At 39.8% G+C, this 20693-nt stretch carries 23 protein-coding genes; 15 read left to right on the plus strand and 8 right to left on the minus strand.

Going from position 1 to position 20693, the window contains the following annotated elements; all coding sequences use genetic code 11:
- Window positions 1-33 precede the first annotated feature (33 nt).
- On the minus strand, window positions 34-582 hold the full coding sequence (locus PISS_RS03790; protein ID WP_058154265.1) for a DUF1415 domain-containing protein: 549 nt from the start codon (window positions 580-582) through the stop codon (window positions 34-36).
- Complete coding sequence (gene waaA / locus PISS_RS03795; RefSeq protein ID WP_058154266.1) at window positions 579-1862, minus strand: lipid IV(A) 3-deoxy-D-manno-octulosonic acid transferase; 1284 nt, start codon at window positions 1860-1862, stop codon at window positions 579-581. The genes PISS_RS03790 and waaA overlap by 4 nt, the downstream gene beginning before the upstream one ends.
- A gap of 324 nt (window positions 1863-2186) precedes the next feature.
- Between waaA and PISS_RS03800 the strand changes: the two genes are divergently transcribed.
- Both PISS_RS03800 and hldE read left to right on the plus strand, forming a co-directional pair.
- Window positions 2187-2777, plus strand: coding sequence for a D-sedoheptulose-7-phosphate isomerase (locus PISS_RS03800; RefSeq protein ID WP_024601842.1), 591 nt, complete (start codon window positions 2187-2189; stop codon window positions 2775-2777).
- The gene (hldE, locus tag PISS_RS03805) at window positions 2777-4216 is read left to right on the plus strand and encodes a bifunctional D-glycero-beta-D-manno-heptose-7-phosphate kinase/D-glycero-beta-D-manno-heptose 1-phosphate adenylyltransferase HldE (RefSeq protein WP_028835522.1); all 1440 of its coding nucleotides are present in this window, start codon (window positions 2777-2779) and stop codon (window positions 4214-4216) included. Before PISS_RS03800 ends, hldE begins: the two co-directional genes overlap by 1 nt.
- Before the next feature lie 62 nt (window positions 4217-4278).
- Here the strand turns inward: hldE and PISS_RS03810 are convergent, their stop codons facing one another.
- A complete protein-coding gene (locus tag PISS_RS03810) occupies window positions 4279-5826 on the minus strand; it encodes a capsule assembly Wzi family protein (RefSeq protein ID WP_058154267.1) in 1548 nt (515 codons plus the stop codon).
- Window positions 5827-5995: 169 nt separating this feature from the next.
- Here PISS_RS03810 and PISS_RS03815 point away from each other — a divergent pair, with 169 nt between their 5' ends.
- Window positions 5996-7069 (plus strand): hypothetical protein, encoded by a 1074-nt coding sequence (locus PISS_RS03815; RefSeq protein ID WP_058154268.1) that lies wholly within the window; start codon window positions 5996-5998, stop codon window positions 7067-7069.
- Window positions 7066-8151, plus strand: coding sequence for a glycosyltransferase (locus tag PISS_RS03820; RefSeq protein ID WP_013464282.1), 1086 nt, complete (start codon window positions 7066-7068; stop codon window positions 8149-8151). Before PISS_RS03815 ends, PISS_RS03820 begins: the two co-directional genes overlap by 4 nt.
- Window positions 8152-8157: 6 nt before the next feature.
- Here PISS_RS03820 and PISS_RS03825 read toward each other — a convergent pair whose 3' ends face one another.
- A complete protein-coding gene (locus tag PISS_RS03825) occupies window positions 8158-8877 on the minus strand; it encodes a 3-deoxy-D-manno-octulosonic acid kinase (protein WP_058154269.1) in 720 nt (239 codons plus the stop codon).
- Window positions 8878-9000: 123 nt separating this feature from the next.
- Here PISS_RS03825 and PISS_RS03830 point away from each other — a divergent pair, with 123 nt between their 5' ends.
- The 6 genes from PISS_RS03830 (at window position 9001) to glpG (ending at window position 14267) form a co-directional block, all read left to right on the plus strand.
- Window positions 9001-10062, plus strand: coding sequence for a glycosyltransferase family 9 protein (locus PISS_RS03830; protein WP_058154270.1), 1062 nt, complete (start codon window positions 9001-9003; stop codon window positions 10060-10062).
- Complete coding sequence (gmhB, locus tag PISS_RS03835) at window positions 10059-10628, plus strand: D-glycero-beta-D-manno-heptose 1,7-bisphosphate 7-phosphatase (protein ID WP_024601849.1); 570 nt, start codon at window positions 10059-10061, stop codon at window positions 10626-10628. Before PISS_RS03830 ends, gmhB begins: the two co-directional genes overlap by 4 nt.
- A 163-nt stretch (window positions 10629-10791) precedes the next feature.
- The gene (locus PISS_RS03840; protein WP_058154271.1) at window positions 10792-11988 is read left to right on the plus strand and encodes a glycine C-acetyltransferase; all 1197 of its coding nucleotides are present in this window, start codon (window positions 10792-10794) and stop codon (window positions 11986-11988) included.
- A 52-nt stretch (window positions 11989-12040) separates the two neighbouring features.
- Window positions 12041-13066 (plus strand): L-threonine 3-dehydrogenase, encoded by a 1026-nt coding sequence (tdh, locus tag PISS_RS03845; protein ID WP_010390995.1) that lies wholly within the window; start codon window positions 12041-12043, stop codon window positions 13064-13066.
- A gap of 65 nt (window positions 13067-13131) precedes the next feature.
- Entirely contained in the window at window positions 13132-13449 is a 318-nt protein-coding gene (gene glpE, locus PISS_RS03850; protein ID WP_033104018.1) for a thiosulfate sulfurtransferase GlpE, read from the plus strand.
- A complete protein-coding gene (gene glpG, locus PISS_RS03855; RefSeq protein WP_058154272.1) occupies window positions 13446-14267 on the plus strand; it encodes a rhomboid family intramembrane serine protease GlpG in 822 nt (273 codons plus the stop codon). The genes glpE and glpG overlap by 4 nt, the downstream gene beginning before the upstream one ends.
- Here glpG and PISS_RS03860 read toward each other — a convergent pair.
- Window positions 14264-14662, minus strand: a complete 399-nt coding sequence (locus tag PISS_RS03860) for a flagellar basal body-associated protein FliL (RefSeq protein ID WP_008468199.1) — start codon at window positions 14660-14662, stop codon at window positions 14264-14266. The genes glpG and PISS_RS03860 overlap by 4 nt on opposite strands.
- A gap of 250 nt (window positions 14663-14912) precedes the next feature.
- Between PISS_RS03860 and PISS_RS03865 the strand changes: the two genes are divergently transcribed.
- Window positions 14913-15458: a chorismate--pyruvate lyase family protein gene (locus tag PISS_RS03865; protein WP_013464288.1), complete on the plus strand. Its 546-nt coding sequence runs from the start codon at window positions 14913-14915 to the stop codon at window positions 15456-15458.
- Window positions 15455-16333, plus strand: a complete 879-nt coding sequence (ubiA, locus tag PISS_RS03870; RefSeq protein ID WP_058154273.1) for a 4-hydroxybenzoate octaprenyltransferase — start codon at window positions 15455-15457, stop codon at window positions 16331-16333. The genes PISS_RS03865 and ubiA overlap by 4 nt, the downstream gene beginning before the upstream one ends.
- On the opposite strand, the gene PISS_RS03875 is transcribed toward ubiA, so the two are convergent.
- The 3 genes from PISS_RS03875 to PISS_RS03885 form a co-directional block, all read right to left on the minus strand.
- Entirely contained in the window at window positions 16330-16950 is a 621-nt protein-coding gene (locus tag PISS_RS03875; RefSeq protein WP_008468193.1) for a 2OG-Fe(II) oxygenase, read from the minus strand. The genes ubiA and PISS_RS03875 overlap by 4 nt on opposite strands.
- A 95-nt stretch (window positions 16951-17045) precedes the next feature.
- Window positions 17046-17924: a LysR family transcriptional regulator gene (locus PISS_RS03880; RefSeq protein ID WP_008468191.1), complete on the minus strand. Its 879-nt coding sequence runs from the start codon at window positions 17922-17924 to the stop codon at window positions 17046-17048.
- Between the two features lie 243 nt (window positions 17925-18167).
- Window positions 18168-18617: a DUF2721 domain-containing protein gene (locus tag PISS_RS03885; RefSeq protein WP_008466063.1), complete on the minus strand. Its 450-nt coding sequence runs from the start codon at window positions 18615-18617 to the stop codon at window positions 18168-18170.
- Window positions 18618-18692: 75 nt separating this feature from the next.
- Between PISS_RS03885 and PISS_RS03890 the strand changes: the two genes are divergently transcribed.
- The 3 genes from PISS_RS03890 to tsaD are packed head-to-tail and all read left to right on the plus strand — an operon-like array spanning window position 18693 to window position 20687.
- Window positions 18693-19055, plus strand: a complete 363-nt coding sequence (locus PISS_RS03890) for a putative signal transducing protein (protein WP_008466062.1) — start codon at window positions 18693-18695, stop codon at window positions 19053-19055.
- A complete protein-coding gene (locus PISS_RS03895; RefSeq protein ID WP_008115608.1) occupies window positions 19039-19629 on the plus strand; it encodes a YjaG family protein in 591 nt (196 codons plus the stop codon). The genes PISS_RS03890 and PISS_RS03895 overlap by 17 nt, the downstream gene beginning before the upstream one ends.
- 44 nt (window positions 19630-19673) lie before the next feature.
- Window positions 19674-20687 (plus strand): tRNA (adenosine(37)-N6)-threonylcarbamoyltransferase complex transferase subunit TsaD, encoded by a 1014-nt coding sequence (gene tsaD / locus PISS_RS03900; protein WP_008466060.1) that lies wholly within the window; start codon window positions 19674-19676, stop codon window positions 20685-20687.
- The last annotated feature ends 6 nt before the right edge of the window (window positions 20688-20693 follow it).

The raw sequence follows: 20693 nt of genomic DNA on the forward strand, positions 1-20693 counted from the left end.
TAATGGGTTAACTAAAGGTATTAAAAGCCGAGCTTATACGCTCGGTTTTTTACAGTTCTCTAATAATTGTTGCCAAAAATCAATACCTTTTCGGCGTGCTAAGTTTATATTATGCTCTGGAATAGACTCAGGTTCGTCATAATTTTCAAGTGCTTCACTCACACTTGCTTCACGAATTAGGTGCAAGGTAGGAAACGGCGCTCTATTTGTGTAGTTGGCCGCATCGGTTTCATCGCTATCGGCAAATACATAATCGGGGTGAAAATTTGCAATTTGATATTTACCTTCAAAGCCTTGTGCAACCAATAGCGCATTTGCTAAATCGACTAAATCTAAAAAGTCTTCAAAGTCACTAAAACCGTTATCGAACATGATTAGCGTGGTTTCTCGTTCGCGCTCGCGGTCAAGCTCGATACATTGCTCAAGCATATCCATTACAGCATCATCGATAGTCTTAGCGTTACTTACAATGTAATGAATACAGTTGTTTTCGACTTCTTTACGAGCAAACGGACAAAAGTTATATTTTACAATAACGGATGAAACCCATTCTCGGGTTTGGCTAATAGCTATGTTATTCACTGTTTTGGCTCTAAGTATTGATTAATAATAGTGAGTGTTTTTTTTATGGCGCCTTGGTTTTTAGCAACACATTGCGCCGCTTTTGTGCCGAGCGTTTGGCATGCCTTTTTATTTTGGCTAAAGGTAATGAGTTGTTGTGCCAGTTCATCTGAATTTTCTACCACGCATGCCCCTTTGAGCTTTGTTAACTCAGGATAGACATGATCAAAGTTATAGGTATGAGGGCCTGTTATTACACCGACCGAAAATGCGGCTGACTCAAGCGGGTTATGACCACCACGACGAATCAAACTACCGCCAATATAACTAACATTAGCCGCGCCGTATAAGCACTGTAATTCACCTAGCGTATCGGCAAGTAAAACGTGTTCGTTTTGGTAATTATTTTGGCTACGACGACTAAAGCTTAAAGTACTTTGTGTGAGTAGTTCAGCCACTTTATCAAATTGCTCGGGGTGTCGCGGGGCAATAATCAATAAAGCATCAGGCTGCTTTTTTAACAACTGCTGGTGGGCATCGAGTATTAATTCATGCTCTATAGGGTGAGTAGAGCCTGCCACCCATATAAAACGTTCTTGGCTATTATAGTACTGTTTGAGCACGCTCACCTTTGTAAGTTGCTCTTGATTGGGGCTTATATCAAACTTGATTGAACCTGTAACATGGCTTTTTGAAGGCTCAAGCCCAAGTGCAATAAAACGCTCTGCATCTGTTTTATTATGACTGGCTAACGCAGTAATAGATTGCATAATACGGTGAGTTAACTGCGCAACCTTTTGATAACCCTGCTGCGACTTTTCAGAAAGTCTCGCATTAACAACCAATACCGGGATTTTTTTGTTATGCGCATTAGCCATAATATTTGGCCACAATTCAGTTTCTAAAATACATAGTAACTGCGGTTTTACGCGTTTTAAAAATCGAGCAGTGGCAAAAGGAAAATCGATAGGTAAATAACTAATAGCGACGGTATCTTTAAATTGTGCTGTTATTTGTGCGCGTCCAGTTGGGGTATTACAAGTGATCAAAATATTTAGCTGCGGGTGCTCATTTTGCAACGCTTTAATTAATGGCGTTGCTGCTAATACCTCACCTACAGAAGCACAATGAATAACAACAGGTTTAGTTTTATTAGAAAATAAACAGCGACGTACAAACCCAAAACGTTCTTTAAAATGCGCGCGATAACCCGAATTTTTTTTACCACGTAATACATATAAATAAAATATGATCAAAGGGCTAATAATGATTAGTGCAAGTGAATAAAAAGTGCGTGCCATACTGAGCTTTGTTTAAGGTAATTGTAGCTAGTTTATCGTGAAACGGCTTATTTCTAAACATACAAAGTATAAAAGTTGGTTTGAGTTCATTTACTAGGGTATAAACTAAATCAATGTCATTCAAATCACGCTATTGCATCAGTTACATGATTTTAGGAAATGCTTATGGTTACTTTTATAACAAAAACGATTTCCATGCAGTAAGCCTTTGATTTTAGTTTCTGTGAAACATCTAATTTAGTTATATAGAGGTGATTTGGCTATAAAATTATGGAATAATGAAATTAATTTTTCCTGCCATTTCAGTTCCAAGAGGAATATCTCATGTCAATTATAGATTCAGTGGCAACCAGCTACCTAGAAAGTTTAAACCGTCATCAAGTATTGTTTGAAACAATGGAGGCGTATCATCAAGAGGTAATGCAGTTGCTAGAAGCATGTCATAGTGCTTTACAAGCTGGTGGTAAGGTTGTTTGGTTTGGTAATGGCGGCAGTGCTGCCGATGCTCAGCATTTAGCTGCAGAGTTTGTGGTGCGTTATAAATTAGAGCGAGGTCCATTAGCGTCTATTGCTTTGACCACAGACACGTCTATTTTAACAGCGCACAGCAACGATTATCATTTTGATACTGTGTTTGAGCGCCAAGTACAGGCGCTATGTAAGCCTGAGGATATCGTGATTGGTTTAACTACATCAGGTACCAGTAAAAATATTAATTTAGCATTAGAAGCTGCTAACAAAATAGGGGCATTCACGGTTGCACTTACTGGCCGTGACGGCGGGCAAGTAAAAGATATTGCAAAGTTACCTATTATTATTAAAAACGACGAAACCGCGCGTATTCAAGAAGCACACATGTTTATTGGCCATTGGTTATGTGAAGCCATGGATATGGTTGTTGCGGAGCAGCAGTAATGGATTTATCTTTACTAAAGAACTTATCAGCAGCACGTATTTTAGTGGTGGGCGACGTGATGCTCGATCGCTATTGGTATGGTGATTCAGGGCGTATCTCACCAGAAGCGCCAGTACCCGTTGTTAAAGTAAGTAAATTTGAAGACAAGGCTGGCGGTGCGGCTAATGTGGCTAAAAATATAGCCCGTTTAGATGGTAAAGTGGGGTTGTTAGGCCTTATTGGCGAGGATGAAAGTGGGCAAATTTTAGAAAATATTTTAGAAGGTGAAAAAATAAATTCACAGCTTGTCAGCGTGTGTGATTTACCGACTATTTCTAAAATGCGTGTAATTAGCCGTCATCAGCAAGTGGTACGTTTAGATTTAGAAGAAACTTTTAACGAATCACATAGCCAGCTTTTATTGAATCGATTAGAGCTTGTGCTAAATGATTACGATTTTATAGTGTTTTCTGATTACAACAAAGGCTCGCTATCGCTGATAAAAGAGATGATAAGTGTGGCCAAAAAAGCAGGTAAAACGGTACTTGTTGATCCTAAATCATCAGATTTACAGTTATATCGCGGTGCTGATTATATAACACCTAATTTAAATGAATTTAAATTAGCAGGCGGGCAAGTGGGCTCAGAAGAGACGCTTGCAAGTAGTGCACGAAACCTCATTAGTGATGCGGGTATAACGGCGATGTTACTTACCCGTTCAGAGCAAGGTATGTCGCTTATAAATGCCACTGAAAAATATGATTTTGCAGCTCAAGAGCTTGAGGTCAGTGACGTAACTGGCGCTGGGGATACTGTTATTGCAACCCTTGCCGTTATGTTAGGTGCGGGCATGACTGCCAAAGATGCAGTCGAAATTGCAAACTTAGCAGCCGGTATTGCGGTGAGTAAATTGGGCGCGGCTACGGTTTCTCCAGAAGAGTTGAGTCGAAAGCTGGGGCAATACTTACAGGCAACTGGCGAGCATTATCAAACCCCGTTTGATGACGTATTGCAGCATATTGAATTTGCTAAGCAAAATGGTGAAACGATTGTATTTACTAATGGTTGCTTTGATATTTTGCATGCAGGGCATGTGCGGTATTTAGCGCAAGCTAAAGCCCGTGGGGACAGATTAGTGGTTGGTTTAAACAATGATGAATCTATTGCTCGTTTGAAAGGCCCAGAACGCCCAATAAACCCATTAGATGAGCGCGCCATGGTCCTCAGTGCACTTGCCTCCGTTGATTGGGTTATCCCGTTTGGAAGTGCTGATGAAAATGACACGCCGGCAAAACTTATCGAGCAAATAAGCCCTGATATTCTTGTCAAAGGCGGCGACTATACGGTAGAACAAATAGCCGGTGCTGAGCATGTGCTGCGCCATGGCGGAAAAGTCGAAGTGCTTGAGTTTTTAGATGGCTGTTCAACATCAAAAGTGATTAGCAAAATAAAAAGCTAGTTCGCTAATCAATAAAGGGGATAAACTGCAGTTTATCCCCTTTTTTAATGTTATTAATGAAACTAAAAGTTGTATTCGAACTTAGCAAATGCAGACGTATCGTTTTCTGCTCCATCGTTATTAGAGGCAAGTCCGCCAAGGGTTAAGCGCCCCCCCATGGCAAGCATTCTGTAACGTACTTCAAGCTGTTTAGAGCTAAATGCTGTTTTGGTAATCGAGTTACCTAAGTCTGGGTTATTTGGGTAACGGTCACGGTTGTCGCTGTTGTAGTCAATATCACGTAATTTTACTTGCCAGTCAGTTCCGCTTGAGAGTTGCCCAAGTACAGTAAGTACTAGTGATTGAGCATCATTATCATAGGTAGAGCCGATAGGGCGACCATGGTAACGGTATCCTGATTGGTAATCAGTGTGCTCATAATAGCAATTTTCGGTCGTTGACCCCGCAGAGCAAGAGACACCTGTATCAATGTATTCTAAGTTGACTAGTAAATTCTGCTCGTAAACACGATGTGTTGTTTGTAAGCCAAATAAGTACGCTCTATCAGCTGGTTTAAACTGTGAGCTCGCATCTTCACCAATCGTACTGGCATAAACGGCATAAGGTTGATTGAACAACGTATCAGACCAGCGAATATCAATACCAGCTAATTGATTACCTATTTTTGACTCTAACTGGCTATCACAATTAGAAGTGCCATCAACACATTTTGTATCACCGGCAATCATATCAATAAAATCACTAGCCGAGCTTGGTTGTCCCTTACCAGCCCATTGTGCTGACCAGCTCAGTGCTATTTCTAATTGTTGAACGGGGCGAAAGTTAACCCGAGTGCTCCACAATAACGCATCAGGAATAACGCGGTTTGATTCAAGTTTAGCCATTTGTGCAGTAAAGCTCCACTGACCAATCCAACTCAGCCAAGGTGTTTCAAATGCACTGCTTTGCTCTCTGCTGATACTTATTGCAGGAAGTGGTTTGGCGTTACCGGACATAATTAGACTGTTATCAACGCCTGGGCCCCAAAACTGTTCAACCGCACCGGCTCTAAATATCCAATTACCCAAACGATACGCTAAATAGCTATCATCAAGTGAGGTATCATTGCAGTCAGTCAGTGCTTGCTCATTGTTAACTATATTGTCTGTTGTTTTACCGTTGATTAAACACTTTTTACCATCACTGCGGTGATTAAGCGCAATTTTGGCTGCAAAGTTATGTCCTAGGTAAGCATAGGCTGCTGTTAATTCTGACTCTTGGGTATTCGTTGCACCAAAGCTGGTGGTCGCTAATGGGTCTGAGCTGGCAAATGCAGAAAGTTGAACACTATGTGAACCACTGTTTTCTGACTTATAACGATGTTTTACACGCAATAACGCATCTTGTAAGCGAGGTGGTAATTGCTCTAGTCCGGCATTATCGATATCAGCAATAAAGCTTTTCCACATTAACGGGTAGGTAGTTACCGGGGCTAAAATAACACCTGCATCGGCAAGTTGCTGGATATCAGCTCTTAACCCAAAATCATCAGGTTTAACCCAGGGTTCAGCATAAACAGGGGTACTCATTGCACAAAAAAGCGAAGAAAGTATAAAAATTTTGTTTCGCAAAGCTCAGATCCTTGTGATTGAAATTGCCGGTAAGTTTAGCAATCTAAGCATCTTATTGCAGTAATTAAATCTAAATTGGTATGTTAAATCATATAGAAAAATGCTTACCATCTATCGCTAAAAAGTTGCCATTGGTATACTGCAGGTCAAATAAGCCAGTGAGATTGTAATGAGCAAAAAACGACTTTTATTTATTCCTGTGTCATCACCAGAAGGTATTGGTGAATATATGCGCTCATTACAGCTGGCTCAAACTTTAAAGGCTGAGTATGGCAAGCAGTTAGATATTCATTTTATCTTAAATAAGCATACGGCTTATGCTAAAAGCTGCCCGTTTTCTAGCTTACTCTTAAACCAATCGGCAACAAAAGAAAATACGCACGTATGTCAGTTTATTGATCAATACAAACCAGATGCGGTGCTTTTTGATTGCGCAGGACGCGCTGAGCAAATGAAAGCGGCAAAAAAAGTGGGTGCTAAAGTTGTTTTTATTTCGCAGCATGCAAAAAAGCGGGCAAAAGGTTTAAAGCTTAATAGGACTGGTCTTATTGATACTCATTGGGTTGTACAACCGGATTACTGTATTGAACCTCTTTCGTGGTATGAAAAGCTAAAATTGAGCATGTTGCCTTTGGCCTATCCTGCTAATGTTGGGCCATTTACAGTATTTGCATCAGCGCAACAAAAATGCGATGCACTAAACCGTTATCACTTGAAAGAAAAAGAATTCTTTATTGTTAACGCGGGCTCTGGTGGTCATACAGTTAATGGCGTAAATTGCGCAGATATATATTTTCAAGCAGGGCTTGTTATTGCTAAACAAACAGGCTTGAAAGGCGTGGTGGTATTTGGCCCTAATTACACTAAGTTGTTACCTAAAACCAATGAGTTAATTTGTTTGCCAAGCCAAGAGGGAACTGAATTTTTAGCCTTACTCAGTCAGGCTAAAATTGCATTACTGAGCGCGGGTGATACTTTACTACAAGCTATTGCTTTGCAAACCCCAACCATTGCTTGTGCTATTTCAAAAGATCAGAGTGATCGAGTCGCACGTTGTGCAGCCACTGGCGTTGTTAAACAAGCTGAGCTTGATATTTTAGACATCACTCAAAAAGTGCAAGAGCTACTTACTGAGCCAAATTATAACAATACACTCAGCCAATATATGTTGTTAGAAAATGTACATAGCTTTGATGTTATAACGAATGGTGTAAAAGTACTGTTGCAGGGGAATAAGCTATGAATATTGTCATTGTAATTGACTCTCTTGTTGGTGGTGGCGCTGAAAAGGTAATGCTTACATTAGCGCAAGAGATGGTATTAAAAGACCACAATGTGACTATCTTGTCATTGGCGCAAAATATTGAATATGACATTCCAACCACTTTGAACGTTGAAAGTTTATTTTCAGGTCGAGCAACAAAAGTAGATCGATTTTGGCAGATAAAAAAGAATATCAGAGTGTTAGAGACATGGTTTGAGCAAAAGTTACGGCAACTTGGGTCTATTGATATAGTACTTTCTAATTTAGATCGTAGTAATAACTTATTAGCGCAGAGTAAAATAAAAAATATCCATTTTGTTGTTCATAACTCAGTTAATGCAGAGCTCGCTAGGCAAAAAAAACTAGGCCCGCTTTCATACTTATATCTTAAAAAGAGTAAACAAAATCTTAATGGTAAATCACTGATCTGCGTGTCCAAAGGGGTTGAAGAAGAAATACAACAAGGCAGCTTAATAACCCCAAGTGCTATTACCACTATTTATAATCCATTCAATTTTAAAACAATCAATGATAAAGCTAATGAGGTGAATACAAATATACCCGATTCTCCCTATCTTATTCATGTGGGACGTTTAGCTAAACAAAAACGCCATGATATTTTATTTTCTGCATTTGCCAAGTTAGATAAAAAATACAAATTAGTGCTATTATGTAACAAAAAAGAAAAGGCATTAAAGTTAGCCAAAGAATATGGTATTGAAAATCAGCTTATTGTTCCGGGATTTGTACAAAACCCATATAACTGGATAAAGCAGGCAAAAGCTTTATTGTTAAGTTCAGACTTTGAAGGGTTTGGTAATGTGCTAGTCGAGGCTTTAGCAGTAGGTACGCCTGCTGTCAGTACTGAGTGCCCTCATGGTCCAAGTGAAATACTTACGGGTGAACTAAGTAAATATCTAGTACCTATTGGCCAAGGTGAGCTCCTAGCGCTCGCAGTTAAGCAAGTGCTCGCAGATAACCCAAATGTAACCAACGCAGCTATTTTAGAAAAGGTGTGTGCCGATAGAGTAACAGAGCAATACTTAGCGTTAGCAAACTAGTTTTTATTAGGTTAACCCATTATGGTAGTGTTTATTTAAACTTTGCCAATCGTTTTCTTGCCAATGAAAGCTGCTATTGCGGCTTTGCTCTTTTAAAAATGAGCGCTGTAGTCGAGACATGTTGCTTTGTTGCCATTTTTTATCGGGTGTTTTTATTTCGCCGCGGTCAAAATCGATAATAAAAACGTTGCCACTGTCATCAAATAAAATATTATTAATATTTAAATCAGCGTGATACACCCCTTTATTATGAAATAACGCAATTGTGCTGGCTATTTTTTTTATTTCAATATCATTCAATGCGCGTTCAATCAGTATATCTAATACGCTTTTAGCGCCGCTAACCGCTTCAGTAATAATATCACCTCGGTAAATAAAACCATGGCGGCTCACTTTAGCGGCAATAGGTTTTGGTACATTTAAACCTAGCTCTATTAATTGTGTCATCAAGCTAAACTCTTTATAAACACGGGTATGCTCAAGCCCCCAGTACAAATACTGATCACTGAGTAGCTTTCCTATCAGGCCGCCACGCCAATAATGGCGCAACACAGCCGTTAAATCTGCGTGTTTAAAAAACCATGCGGTTGCACGTCCCTTTTTAGCGCCAACAATTTTTTGCTGTTGCTGCCAAAAGTCGGGGCTAAACCAATCTAACTCTATCTGGCTGCTATATTGAGGATGGCTCAAAATGACATGGTTATTTTTGACGTGTTGATTAAACATAGCTCATAGGGTTCGCTTTAATATGTGCACATATTAACGTGTTTTAACGCTAAGGATAAGTACTTGCAATGACGCGATTATAATTTAAGATCAGGTTTTATTATTTTACCTCCAAGGAAACGTGTGACTTCAGCGCCTACTTACACTTCAATTTGTATTTTACGTCTTTCTGCTATTGGTGATGTATGCCATGCAGTAAGTGCGGTACAAGCTATTCAAAAAGCACACCCAAATGCCAAAATTACATGGGTTATAGGTAAGGTCGAGGCGATGCTGTTAGCTGACTTACCAGGCGTTGAGCTTGTTGTATTTGATAAAAAACAAGGTAAAGCGGCACTGAAACAGTTAAAGCAAACCTTTAAAGGGCAGTGTTTTGACGTACTGCTTAATATGCAAGTGGCTTTAAGAGCAGGTTTTGTTGCTCGCTGTATTCCTGCCAAAGTTAAAATTGGCTTTGACTGGGCTCGTTCAAAAGAGCTACATAGTTTATTTATTAATAAACGCATTAAAGCCCAATCTCAGGCGCATGTTTTAGAGGGATTTAAAGGCTTTGCCCAAGCGATTGGTGTTGATGATTATGTCCCTGTATGGAATATGCCCTTTACCAACAAAGATCAAGCTAAAGCGGATGAGCTGTTAGGTGACGATTATTTATCAAATAAGCTATTTGTTATTTCGCCAGCAGCAAGTAAAGCACAGCGTAACTGGTTAGCCGATCGCTATGCTGCGCTTGCGGATTATGCACATACACAGGGGTTTAAAATAGTATTAACTGGTGGACCGACTGAACTGGAAATTAATTTAGCAAATAACATCATTAAACACTCTGATTCACCCATTCTGAACTTGGTGGGTAAAACAAAACTCAAAGAATTATTGTGCGTACTTAAGCGTGCAGACTTAGTACTGGCACCTGACACAGGCCCAGCTCATATGGCGGTGACTGTGGGTACGCCCGTTATTGGTTTATATGCGCATTCAAACCCAGCGCGTACGGGGCCTTATTTATACCAAGACTACGTGGTTGAGGTTTACCATCAAAACTTAGTAAAGCAAACAGGTAAAACCGCCGAGCAATTGCCTTGGGGTACTCGTGTTAAAGGCGATGATTTAATGAGTCAAATAACCACCGATGCAGTAAAACAAATGTTTGATCATGTTGTTAAAAAAGAGTCACTGTTATGAATCAAGAAAACACTAACAAGGCGCTTTTTTTAGATCGAGATGGCGTAGTAAATGTTGACCATGGTTATGTGTTTAAAAGCGAAGAGTTTGAATTTATAGACGGTGTGTTTTCAACATGCAAAGCGTTTTATGATGCGGGCTATAAAATAATTATAGTGACTAATCAGTCAGGCATTGGCCGTGGTTATTATTCTGAGAGCGAATTTTTAGCGCTTAGCGAGTGGATGAAAGCGCAGTTTAGCGCTCATCAAATTGAAATTACGGACGTTTATTTTTGTCCTCATCATCCTAAAAACGCATTACCAGATTATTTAAAAGAGTGCGATTGCAGAAAACCAGCGCCTGGCATGTTACTTCAAGGAATAGAAGATCATCATATCAACCCTGCACTTAGTGTGATGGTGGGTGACAAATTAGGTGACATGCACGCTGCCATTAGCGCTAATGTACGTACCAAAGTACTGGTACGTTCAGGGCAAAAATTTGATGACAAAGCTGTAAATTTTGCTGACTATGTTTGTGACTCAATCAACGACCTTCCGGCTTTATTTGCTGATCTAACGTAGTACACATCTCAAGCCTGTAAACTGGCAGCTTTTCCTGCCAGTTAGGCAATTTGCGACGAATGACAAACAGTGCAATTTGGCGCTTAAACTTTTACAATACCCGCATTATAAATAGCAGCAACACGTCTGCTGTTTAACCCGTTCAACCAAATGGAGATCACAGATGAGAGCATCTGCTTTTTTTAGCCAATTACAACAGCAAATCGAAGACGTTAAAGCGGAAGGTTTGTACAAGAATGAACGTGTTATCACTTCGCAGCAGCAAGCTCAAATTGAAGTGGCATCAGGCGAAAAAGTTATTAATTTTTGTGCTAACAACTACTTAGGTTTAGCTAACAGCCCAGAGCTTATTAAAGCGGCGCAACAAGGCTTAGATGACCATGGGTTTGGTGTGGCGTCTGTGCGTTTCATTTGTGGTACACAAGATATTCATAAAACGCTCGAGAAAAAAATCAGTCAATTTTTAGAAACTGAAGACACCATTTTGTACTCATCATGTTTTGATGCCAATACGGGGTTGTTTGAAACCATATTAGGTGCAGACGATGCGATTATTTCTGATTCATTAAACCATGCTTCTATTATTGATGGCGTACGTTTATGTAAAGCAAAACGTTTCCGTTATGCAAATAACGATATGGCTGATTTAGAAAAGCAATTAATGGCAGCCGATGAAGCCGGTGCTAAAACTAAATTAATTGCAACCGATGGCGTATTCTCAATGGATGGCGTTATTTGTAACTTAGAAGCCGTATGCGACTTAGCTGATAAATACGATGCACTTGTTATGGTTGATGACTCACATGCAGTTGGTTTTGTTGGCGAAAACGGTAAAGGTACACCTGAGTACTGCAACGTGCTTGATCGTGTTGATATTATTACTGGTACCTTAGGTAAAGCACTAGGTGGAGCCTCGGGTGGTTATACCTCAGGTAAAAAAGAAATTGTTGAATGGTTACGTCAGCGTTCTCGTCCTTACTTATTCTCAAATTCGTTAGCGCCTTCAATTGTAACGGCGTCAATTAAAGTGTTAGAAATGCTTGAAAATGGCGGTGAGCTTCGCGCTAAGCTATGGTCAAATGCTAAATACTTCCGTGAGCAAATGGAAGCGGCTGGTTTTACCTGTGCAGGTAAAGATCATGCGATTATACCTGTGATGCTAGGAGACGCCAAAGTAGCGTCACTTATGGCTGATAAGTTATTGGCTGAAGGGATTTATGTAACCGGCTTTTCATTCCCTGTTGTACCAAAAGGGCAGGCGCGTATTCGTACCCAAATCTCTGCAGCGCACAGCAAAGAACAGCTTGATACAGCCATTGCAGCATTTACCCGTATTGGTAAAGAGATTGGTGTTATTTAATTTTCTTGTTAAATCGCGGCTGAAGTCGCGATTTTTTAATTGAGTGTGAATTATGAAAGCATTATCAAAGTTAAAAGCAGAGCCAGGCATTTGGATGACAGATGCACCAAAGCCTGAAGTGGGTCATAACGATCTGTTAATTAAGATTCGTAAAACGGCTATTTGTGGCACCGATGTGCATATTTATAAGTGGGATGAGTGGGCACAAAACACTATACCGACGCCTATGGTGGTTGGCCACGAATACGTGGGTGAAGTAATTGACATGGGACAAGAAGTTCGCGGTTTCGAAGTTGGCGACCGTGTATCAGGTGAAGGTCATATAACCTGTGGCCATTGTCGTAACTGTCGTGCTGGGCGCGTTCACTTATGTCGTAATACAACAGGGGTCGGTGTAAACCGCGAAGGCGCATTTGCAGAGTATTTAGTGATTCCTGCATTTAATGCGTTTAAAATCCCAGATAATATTAGCGATGAACTTGCCTCTATTTTTGACCCATTTGGCAATGCAGTACACACGGCTTTATCGTTCGATTTAGTCGGTGAAGATGTCTTGATCACCGGTGCTGGCCCAATTGGTATTATGGCTGCAGCTGTGGCTAAGCATGTGGGTGCACGCCATGTGGTTATTACTGATGTAAATGAATACCGCCTAGACTTAGCACGTAAAATGGGCGCAACGCGTGCTGTAAACGTCGCGAATGAAAAGCTTGAAGATGTAGCTAAAGAGCTGGGCATGACTGAAGGCTTTGATATTGGCCTAGAGATGTCAGGTGTACCAAGTGCATTTAATGCCATGCTAAATAACATGAATCATGGCGGCAAAATTGCCATGTTGGGAATTCCACCTTCAGATATGGCGGTCGATTGGAATCAAGTTATTTTTAAAGGCTTAGTGATCAAAGGTATTTACGGTCGTGAGATGTTTGAAACTTGGTACAAAATGGCTAGTTTGATTCAATCAGGGCTTGATTTAAAACCAATTATTACTCATCAGTATTCAATAGATGACTTCCAAGCTGGCTTTGATATGATGATTTCAGGCCAATCGGGTAAAGTAATTCTTAACTGGGATTAATTACCCCTTGTTAAGAGAATTAAAGGCGGCATTTGTCGCCTTTTTTGTAATTATAAGAGAGTACTATGGCATTTAAACATATATCAATCGCACAAACCCTTGAACTACTCGATAAAGAAGATGTAGTGATTGCTGATATTCGCGATCCTAATTCGTATCAAGCAGGTCATATTCCGGGTTCAGAGGCATTATCTAATGCGAATATTGCCCAATTTATGATGGAAAAGGAGTTTGACCAGCCGATTATTATTGTCTGTTATCACGGCATGAGCTCACAAGGCGCTGCCAGCTACTTAGTAGAGCAAGGCTTTGAAGATGTTTACAGTATGGATGGCGGTTTTACTGCATGGGAAGCCGCTTACAAGGATAAAGTAGCACGATGATAGAGCTAGGCAGCCTAACTAACCCTCGCGCTGCACAGGGCTTTATAGATTACTTAAAAAGCCAAGGGTTTAGCGGGCAAATTCGTACTGAGGATGGCCATACGCTTGTCATTAGTGTGGCACCTGAGGACTTTCATGCGGTTCAACCTTTGTGGAATGAGTTTGCTAAAAACCCTAACCATGAACGTTATCAACAAGCGTCATGGCAAGTAGGCAGCACGCAATCACCATTAAAATATCAAGGCCAGTCGCTTAATTTAGTCGCGCGGTTTAAAGCCTTAAGTTGGCTTAATCAAAGTGTTAGCATACTGAGTATTGTTGTTTATATTGCCTTTTTATTTGGTGCGTTTGAACCTATTTACATGGCGTTGCAGTTCAATCCTGCGTCACCACTTACTTGGTTAACCCCGGCTATTGTGCATTTTAGCGCCATGCATATTGTATTTAACTTAATCTGGTGGGTTTCACTGGGTGACAATATTGAAAAGCAATGTGGTAAGTCGAGTCTAATCGGACTTTTTTTAGTTACCGCTTTAATAAGTAATTGGGCACAGTACTTAATGGTCGGGCCTAACTTTGGTGGGCTTAGCGGTGTTGTATATGGGTTGTTAGGCTTTTGTTGGATTTACAGCACCCTTAACCCTAAACAGCCTGCACTGGTTACAACTGCAATTGTTGGATTTATGCTGGTATGGTTAGTACTTGGTTTTGCAGATGTATTATTTGTTGGAATGGCTAATTGGGCACACTTAGGTGGGCTCGTTAGCGGTATGGCTTTTGCCTATACCGCTCAGCTTTTTAAAACAAAAAGTGCCTAATGATATAAATATTTAGTAAATAAGAGATCACGGATGATCTCATGCCCTGTTTCTTCTTTAAGAAGGCTTTTTAGTTTTTCTGCGCTTTTAAGGCGTATTTGCTCGCGTCCTGTTAAAGACTTTATTTTGTTTTCAGGCTCTTTAGATAAAATCTCTACTAACGCATCACGTAACAGCGGGGTGTGGTGTTCCACGATTGCAATATCTGATGTTTTATTAAGCATTAAATCAACAGTGACACGTACATAGCCCATTTTTTTACTCGATGGGCCAATGTAGTTGGTAATAATATCTGGCTCAAACCCAAAATAACCGACAGTAGACTCAGCACGTGCCGATAAGCTAGTTAAGCTGACTAGAAGAATAAAAAGGCCTGTAAATACTGTTTTTTTCATTTCAAAAGCGTTTCCGTAAACTGGTTACAAATAGTTTATACTTATTAGTAAATAAGATACAGCAAGATGCTGTTATTTGTTGAGTTATGTAAAGGCACTCTGTACTCAAGTTTGGGATAGGCAATAGCGAGAGTCAAATGTTGATTAGCTTTTTATAATAACAGGGTGTGCTTGGTAGTGAGTAAATCGCGCTTTTTCAAATCTCTTAGCAATGTTATGATCTTGCTGATTTTTATCAAGTAGAGCTATTGTGATTACGTTTCCTCTTTCTTTATCTGCTGATTGGCAGAGTACTTCTCAAGTCTGTGGCTTATCTAGCGCTGAGCAAGAGTGGCTATTTGAACCGCATTCTTTAACGGCTAAATTAAAAAGCCAGTCGCAGCGTTTTGCTGTAAAGGTGCTGAGCGAGCAAAAAGTTAACCTCTCGCAACCTCAGCAAGCTTTATTAAGTAATGAGGTGAACACCGTACTTAACCGTGAGGTTTTATTGTTGTGTGATGACAAACCGGTTGTATATGCTCAAAGCTGGTTGCCAATATCAAACAACAATACAAATAATCAGCTGCATAATATGGGTGAACGTCCGTTGGGTGATGTCATATTTCAAGACCCTGCGTTAAAGCGCGCTGATATTGAAATTGCTCGCTTTGATGATAACCACTCATTGCAATCACTGGTGAGCGAACTTAATTTACCCATACACATATTATTAGGGCGACGAAGCGTGTTCTCTTTGCATGACTACAAATTTTTAGTTTGTGAAGTTTTTTTACCAGGAGCCTATTTATACTCATGAAACTAGCCCCTTTATCGGTAAACCATGTACCGTATTACGTTCAGTTAATGCGAATAGATAAGCCCATAGGCACCTTATTATTACTTTGGCCAACTTATTGGGCGCTGTGGATAGCAAATGAAGGGATACCAAGCCTAACAAACTTCATTGTGTTTACCCTTGGGGTAATAGTTATGCGTAGCGCAGGATGCGTTATCAATGATTTTGCTGACAGGAAAATAGATGGCTCAGTAAAACGAACCTGTCAGCGCCCTTTAGCAACTGGGGCTGTGAGTAGTGGGGAAGCAGTTAGTTTGTTTTTGCTGCTGGTTAGTATCGCTTTTATTTTAGTAATAATGCTAAATACCAATACTATCTTGTTATCGTTTGGGGCGCTTGGGCTCGCGTTTTGTTATCCCTTTATGAAACGTTACACACAACTTCCACAGGTTGTATTAGGGGCTGCTTTTGGTTGGGCAATTCCTATGGCATTTATGGCATCAACAAACTCATTGCCTGTGCAAGCTTGGCTATTATTTGTCGCTAATATTTGCTGGACGGTGGCTTATGACACTATGTATGCCATGGTTGATAGAGATGATGATTTAAAAATAGGGGTTAAATCAACCGCTATTTTATTCGCTAGTTACGATCGCCATATTATAGGGTTGCTTAACGTTATATTCTTAATATTAATGACATTGATAGGCTTTATTAGCCAAGTTGGAGCAAGCTTTTGGTTAGGGTTAGCGGTTGCTGCGGCTTTATTATTGTATCAACAGCGTTTGATTCATTTACGTCAACGAGATGCCTGTTTTAAAGCGTTTTTGAATAATCATTATGTGGGACTTACTGTATTTATAGGCTTATTATTTTCTTACCCCGTTTTTTCTTAACGGGGTGGGTCGATAATACCACTAATTGACGCATTTTTTCTGAACCAACCAGCAATCGAATAGCGGTTATCAAAAGCCGGAAGTACTTCATGCACAAAGCGTTCGCTTTCAAATAATACCAAAGTGCCTGCAGTGGGTTTTATAACCACTTCTATGTCTTTACTTTTTGGCTTGTAAATAACCAGCTCCCCGCCTTTCTTAGGAGAGTTTAAATACAATACGGTGGTAAAAACTCGATTTGAACGACCTTTGAACGCATCTACATGTTTTTTGTAAAAATCACCCTGCGTATACTTTGCATAGTGACATTCATAATCAAACAAGCCCATGAAAAAGTTACGATTAAGGGTAGTGCGAACAGCTTCCATTATTTGTTGATAGCTAAGCTGTGCATTTGAGCTGCCATCAAACCAGTAGGTTTTATCTTTACGAACGGAATCATCAATTTGTAAATTGTTTAATCGTCCAATACCGGCAAGGCTAAAGTGAGGATTTATTCTATAGCAATCAGCCATCAACTCGGATATTAAGTCACTATCAATGGCGTTTTCAATAATGGCATAGCCATGCGTTTCAATGTGCTCTAGGTAAATTTCAGCAGCTGTAAAGTTATTCATTAACGCTAGTCATAATATAAGGGAGCGTTAGTGTAGTGAAAAAAAACTTTAATGCCACTAATTTATAGTTGTTATAAAACGCATGGAGTCATTTTTTATGCTCTTGAAACCTTCTTAATTAGCGAGAGTAGGTGGTCAACATGCTCACCTGCCTCTATTTGCTGGCTTGTTTGCACCACAAGTTGTTCATGGCTAATATCGTTATTCGTTTTAAGCTGGATTAAGTTATGGTTTTCTGCCACAGAGCTGGTGTGTTCAATACCTGCAATAGCAAAATGATCTGACTTTTCAAGCCCAGCCATTACCTGCTCGATACTACCTACTTTAATAGTTGAAACTTTATTTAACGAGTCTATTACTTCATTAAGCATTGATTGCACTTGTTTTGACTGCGAAAAACAACTGAACATTGGATAGCTTTCGAGCTCTTTTTTACTAATATCGCTTTTATTTGCTAAAGGGTGTTGTTTTGAACAAAATAAAATAAGTTGATCAGGTAATTGTATATCGCTACCAATGCTATTGACTATTTGCGAGCATACACTAATGTCAATTTCCCCTTGAAGCAGTTTTCTATGAAGCTCAGTTTTATTTTGCAGCTGCATTTCAATTTTAATATGCGGGTACTGACTCAAAAATTCGCCGCATGTGATTGGTACTATGCTGCTGGTTGTTGTGGTGTAGCCAATCACTAATTTTTTTTCTTCTGTGCCATTAATTGATTGAAAAGCGCGATGCTTTATTTGTTCTAGCTCATTGAGCGTATTTTTAGCAAAGTCGAGGAAAAGTTCGCCTGCTTGAGTTAACTTAACCGAGCGAGTAGAGCGGGTGACTAGTTCGTAGCCAAGCTCCGTTTCAAGAGTTTGAATGCTACGGGTTAATGCAGATGTACTAATTTGGGTTTGTTCAGCAGCTTGCCTAAAATGACGAAGCAGGCCAAGTGCTACAAACTGTTCTAATTGTTCAAATCTCACTATATAGTCCTTTTTTATAGGTAAGCTAGGGGAATTACAGATTTAATACTGACTTTATATCCCTACAGATCAGTTGAAATAAGGTTTTTAACCACTTATTAAGATTAACTTTCTTTTAATCGTATTTAAAGAGAATAGTTGCAAAATGTTGTTATACCTTTGGGTAATGTTAAATTACTGTAGTGTTTTATTATTGACCAAATTTATGCAATTTTATAACAACTTTACTAAAGTCTCGTTTGGTTAATTGCTGTTTTTGCTTTTAGGATTAGGCTCAATAAAGTTTTTACTAACTCGGTTACTTAAAGGCTTATTTTCAATGTTTTGTAATTCAATTTCTATGGCATCACAAGAAATATGAATTTCAAATAATGAAGTAAGCAAAGATAAGCTCAAGCAGCTTAAACTGACACCAAATAAAATAATGCCCGTGGTATTAAATTCTATAAATAATGCAAACATAGATAACGTACATAATAAGAAAGAGGCCACTCCGTATACTTGCATGGTCCTTATTAGTTTTATTCGCTTTCTAAGATTAGTTATTTGCGCCACTACAACAGGACGAATAGACTCACCTTCACGGGCATTCAATTCTCGTATTAGTTGCGCAAGTACTAAAAATCGGTTTGTATAGGCAAGTAATAACAATGAGATGGCTGGAAAAAGTAAACCTGGGGTAGTTAGCGTCATAATGTGTCCTTAAATCATATTATTTGCTTTAGGTTACGCGGGCTTATTGTACACATAAAGTAAATGAGGTGGATATTGCAAAATACTAATAATAGCCAATCAAATGTAACATCATTTGATTGGGTGACGCTTTATAATGCAGAAAATAGTTTAGAGGCCAATATAATAAAAGGACTGATTCTTAATGCGGGAATTGAGTGCCAGATAAAAGGTGAAATACTGCAAGGCGCAATGGGCGAGATCCCATTTGAACAAACACAAGTAAGTGTGCAGGTTTATGCGATAAAAGAGCGCCATGCACGTGAAATATTGGTAAACTATCAGCAAGTAAAACAATCCGCTCCAGATTGGGTGTGCCCTAACTGTAATGAGCATAATGGATCAACATTTGATTTTTGTTGGTCATGTGGGACCTTAAAGAATGACAAAAGCGAATAATTTTCAGCGTATTAGAGAGTTAAATTATTTACAAAAAGCGGTATTGGCCAGTGCGTTAATAGAGCGTATGTTGCCTAATTATGGGCTATTTAGTGAGGCTACCGGCTTTGGCGATGAGGTTATTTTACGCAATGCTTTAAATGTATGTTGGGAAAAAATACTCCTTCCTAAAAGTAAAATTGATTTAGAAAAGCAAGTTGAAAAAATAGAACCTAATGTTCCTGAACTTGCCGATTTTGATATGTTTGGTACCTATCCTGCAATCGATGCTGCCACCTCATTACTGAGTTTAATGCATGGCCTTTTAGCACAAGATGAGCAAGAGTTTGTTAATGTGAGTAAAATATCACAGGCCACCGTAGCTCGCTTTATTGAGTACCAAATGACGGTTGAAGGTGATGTTGCCGATAACAAAGCGGTGCGTGAACACCCACTGATGCAATACGAAATAGAGGTATTAGGTGAACTAATTGATTTTGTAGAAGCAATGGGGCGTATCACTGCTGAAAATGTGAAAGCATTGAAAAAGCATGTCCTTGCTGATGGCCAAACTAACATTGGTTTAGCACTGTAAGTTATTTGTTTTAAACACCTTGTTAGGTGGCAGGAGAATTAACAATGCGAATTTTAGGCATTGAATCATCATGCGATGAAACTGGTATTGCTATTTATGATGACGAAAAAGGGCTGCTAGCCCATCAATTATATAGCCAAGTAAAAGTACATGCAGACTATGGTGGTGTAGTACCTGAACTTGCCTCGCGCGATCACGTACGTAAAACATTGCCGCTTATTGATGCGGCATTTGCGCAAGCGGGTTGTGGTCCTGAAGATTTAGATGGTATTGCTTATACGGCAGGGCCAGGTTTAGTAGGGGCTTTGTTAGTAGGTACCTCAATTGGTCGCTCTTTAGCATATGGCTGGGATATCCCAGCGGTGGCAGTGCACCATATGGAAGGGCATTTATTAGCGCCAATGCTTGAGGAAAACGTCCCCGAGTTCCCATTTATTGCCTTATTGGTTTCTGGCGGTCATACCATGATGGTAAAAGTTGCTGGTATTGGTCAATACGAAGTATTGGGTGAGTCGGTAGATGATGCTGCTGGTGAAGCATTTGATAAAACAGCCAAGTTACTTGGGCTTGATTATCCAGGCGGCCCTCGTTTGGCTAAAATGGCTGAACAAGGTGTTGCTAAGCGATTTGTTTTTCCGCGTCCAATGACAGACAAACCTGGCTTAGATTTTAGCTTTAGTGGCCTAAAAACCGCCGCTTCAATTGCTATTCGTGAAAACGACAGTGATGAGCAAACAAAAGCAGATATTGCTCATGCATTTCAAACGGCCGTTATTGATACTTTAGTAATTAAGTGTAAGCGCGCATTAAAACAAACCGGTATTAAGCGCTTAGTAATAGCCGGTGGCGTAAGTGCTAATACGCAATTACGTTTGCAATTAGAGCGTGTGATGCAAGGTATGAAGGGCGAAGTGTTTTACCCTCGTACTGAGTTTTGTACTGACAATGGTGCAATGATAGCGTATGCCGGTATGCAGCGTTTAAAAGCGGGGCAGTTTGCTACGCTTGATATGAAAACTAAACCGCGCTGGCCAATCGATAGCTTAGAAGCAATATAGTTAACC

This window comes from Pseudoalteromonas issachenkonii, from assembly GCF_002310795.1.
In the GTDB taxonomy this organism is placed as follows: domain Bacteria; phylum Pseudomonadota; class Gammaproteobacteria; order Enterobacterales; family Alteromonadaceae; genus Pseudoalteromonas; species Pseudoalteromonas tetraodonis.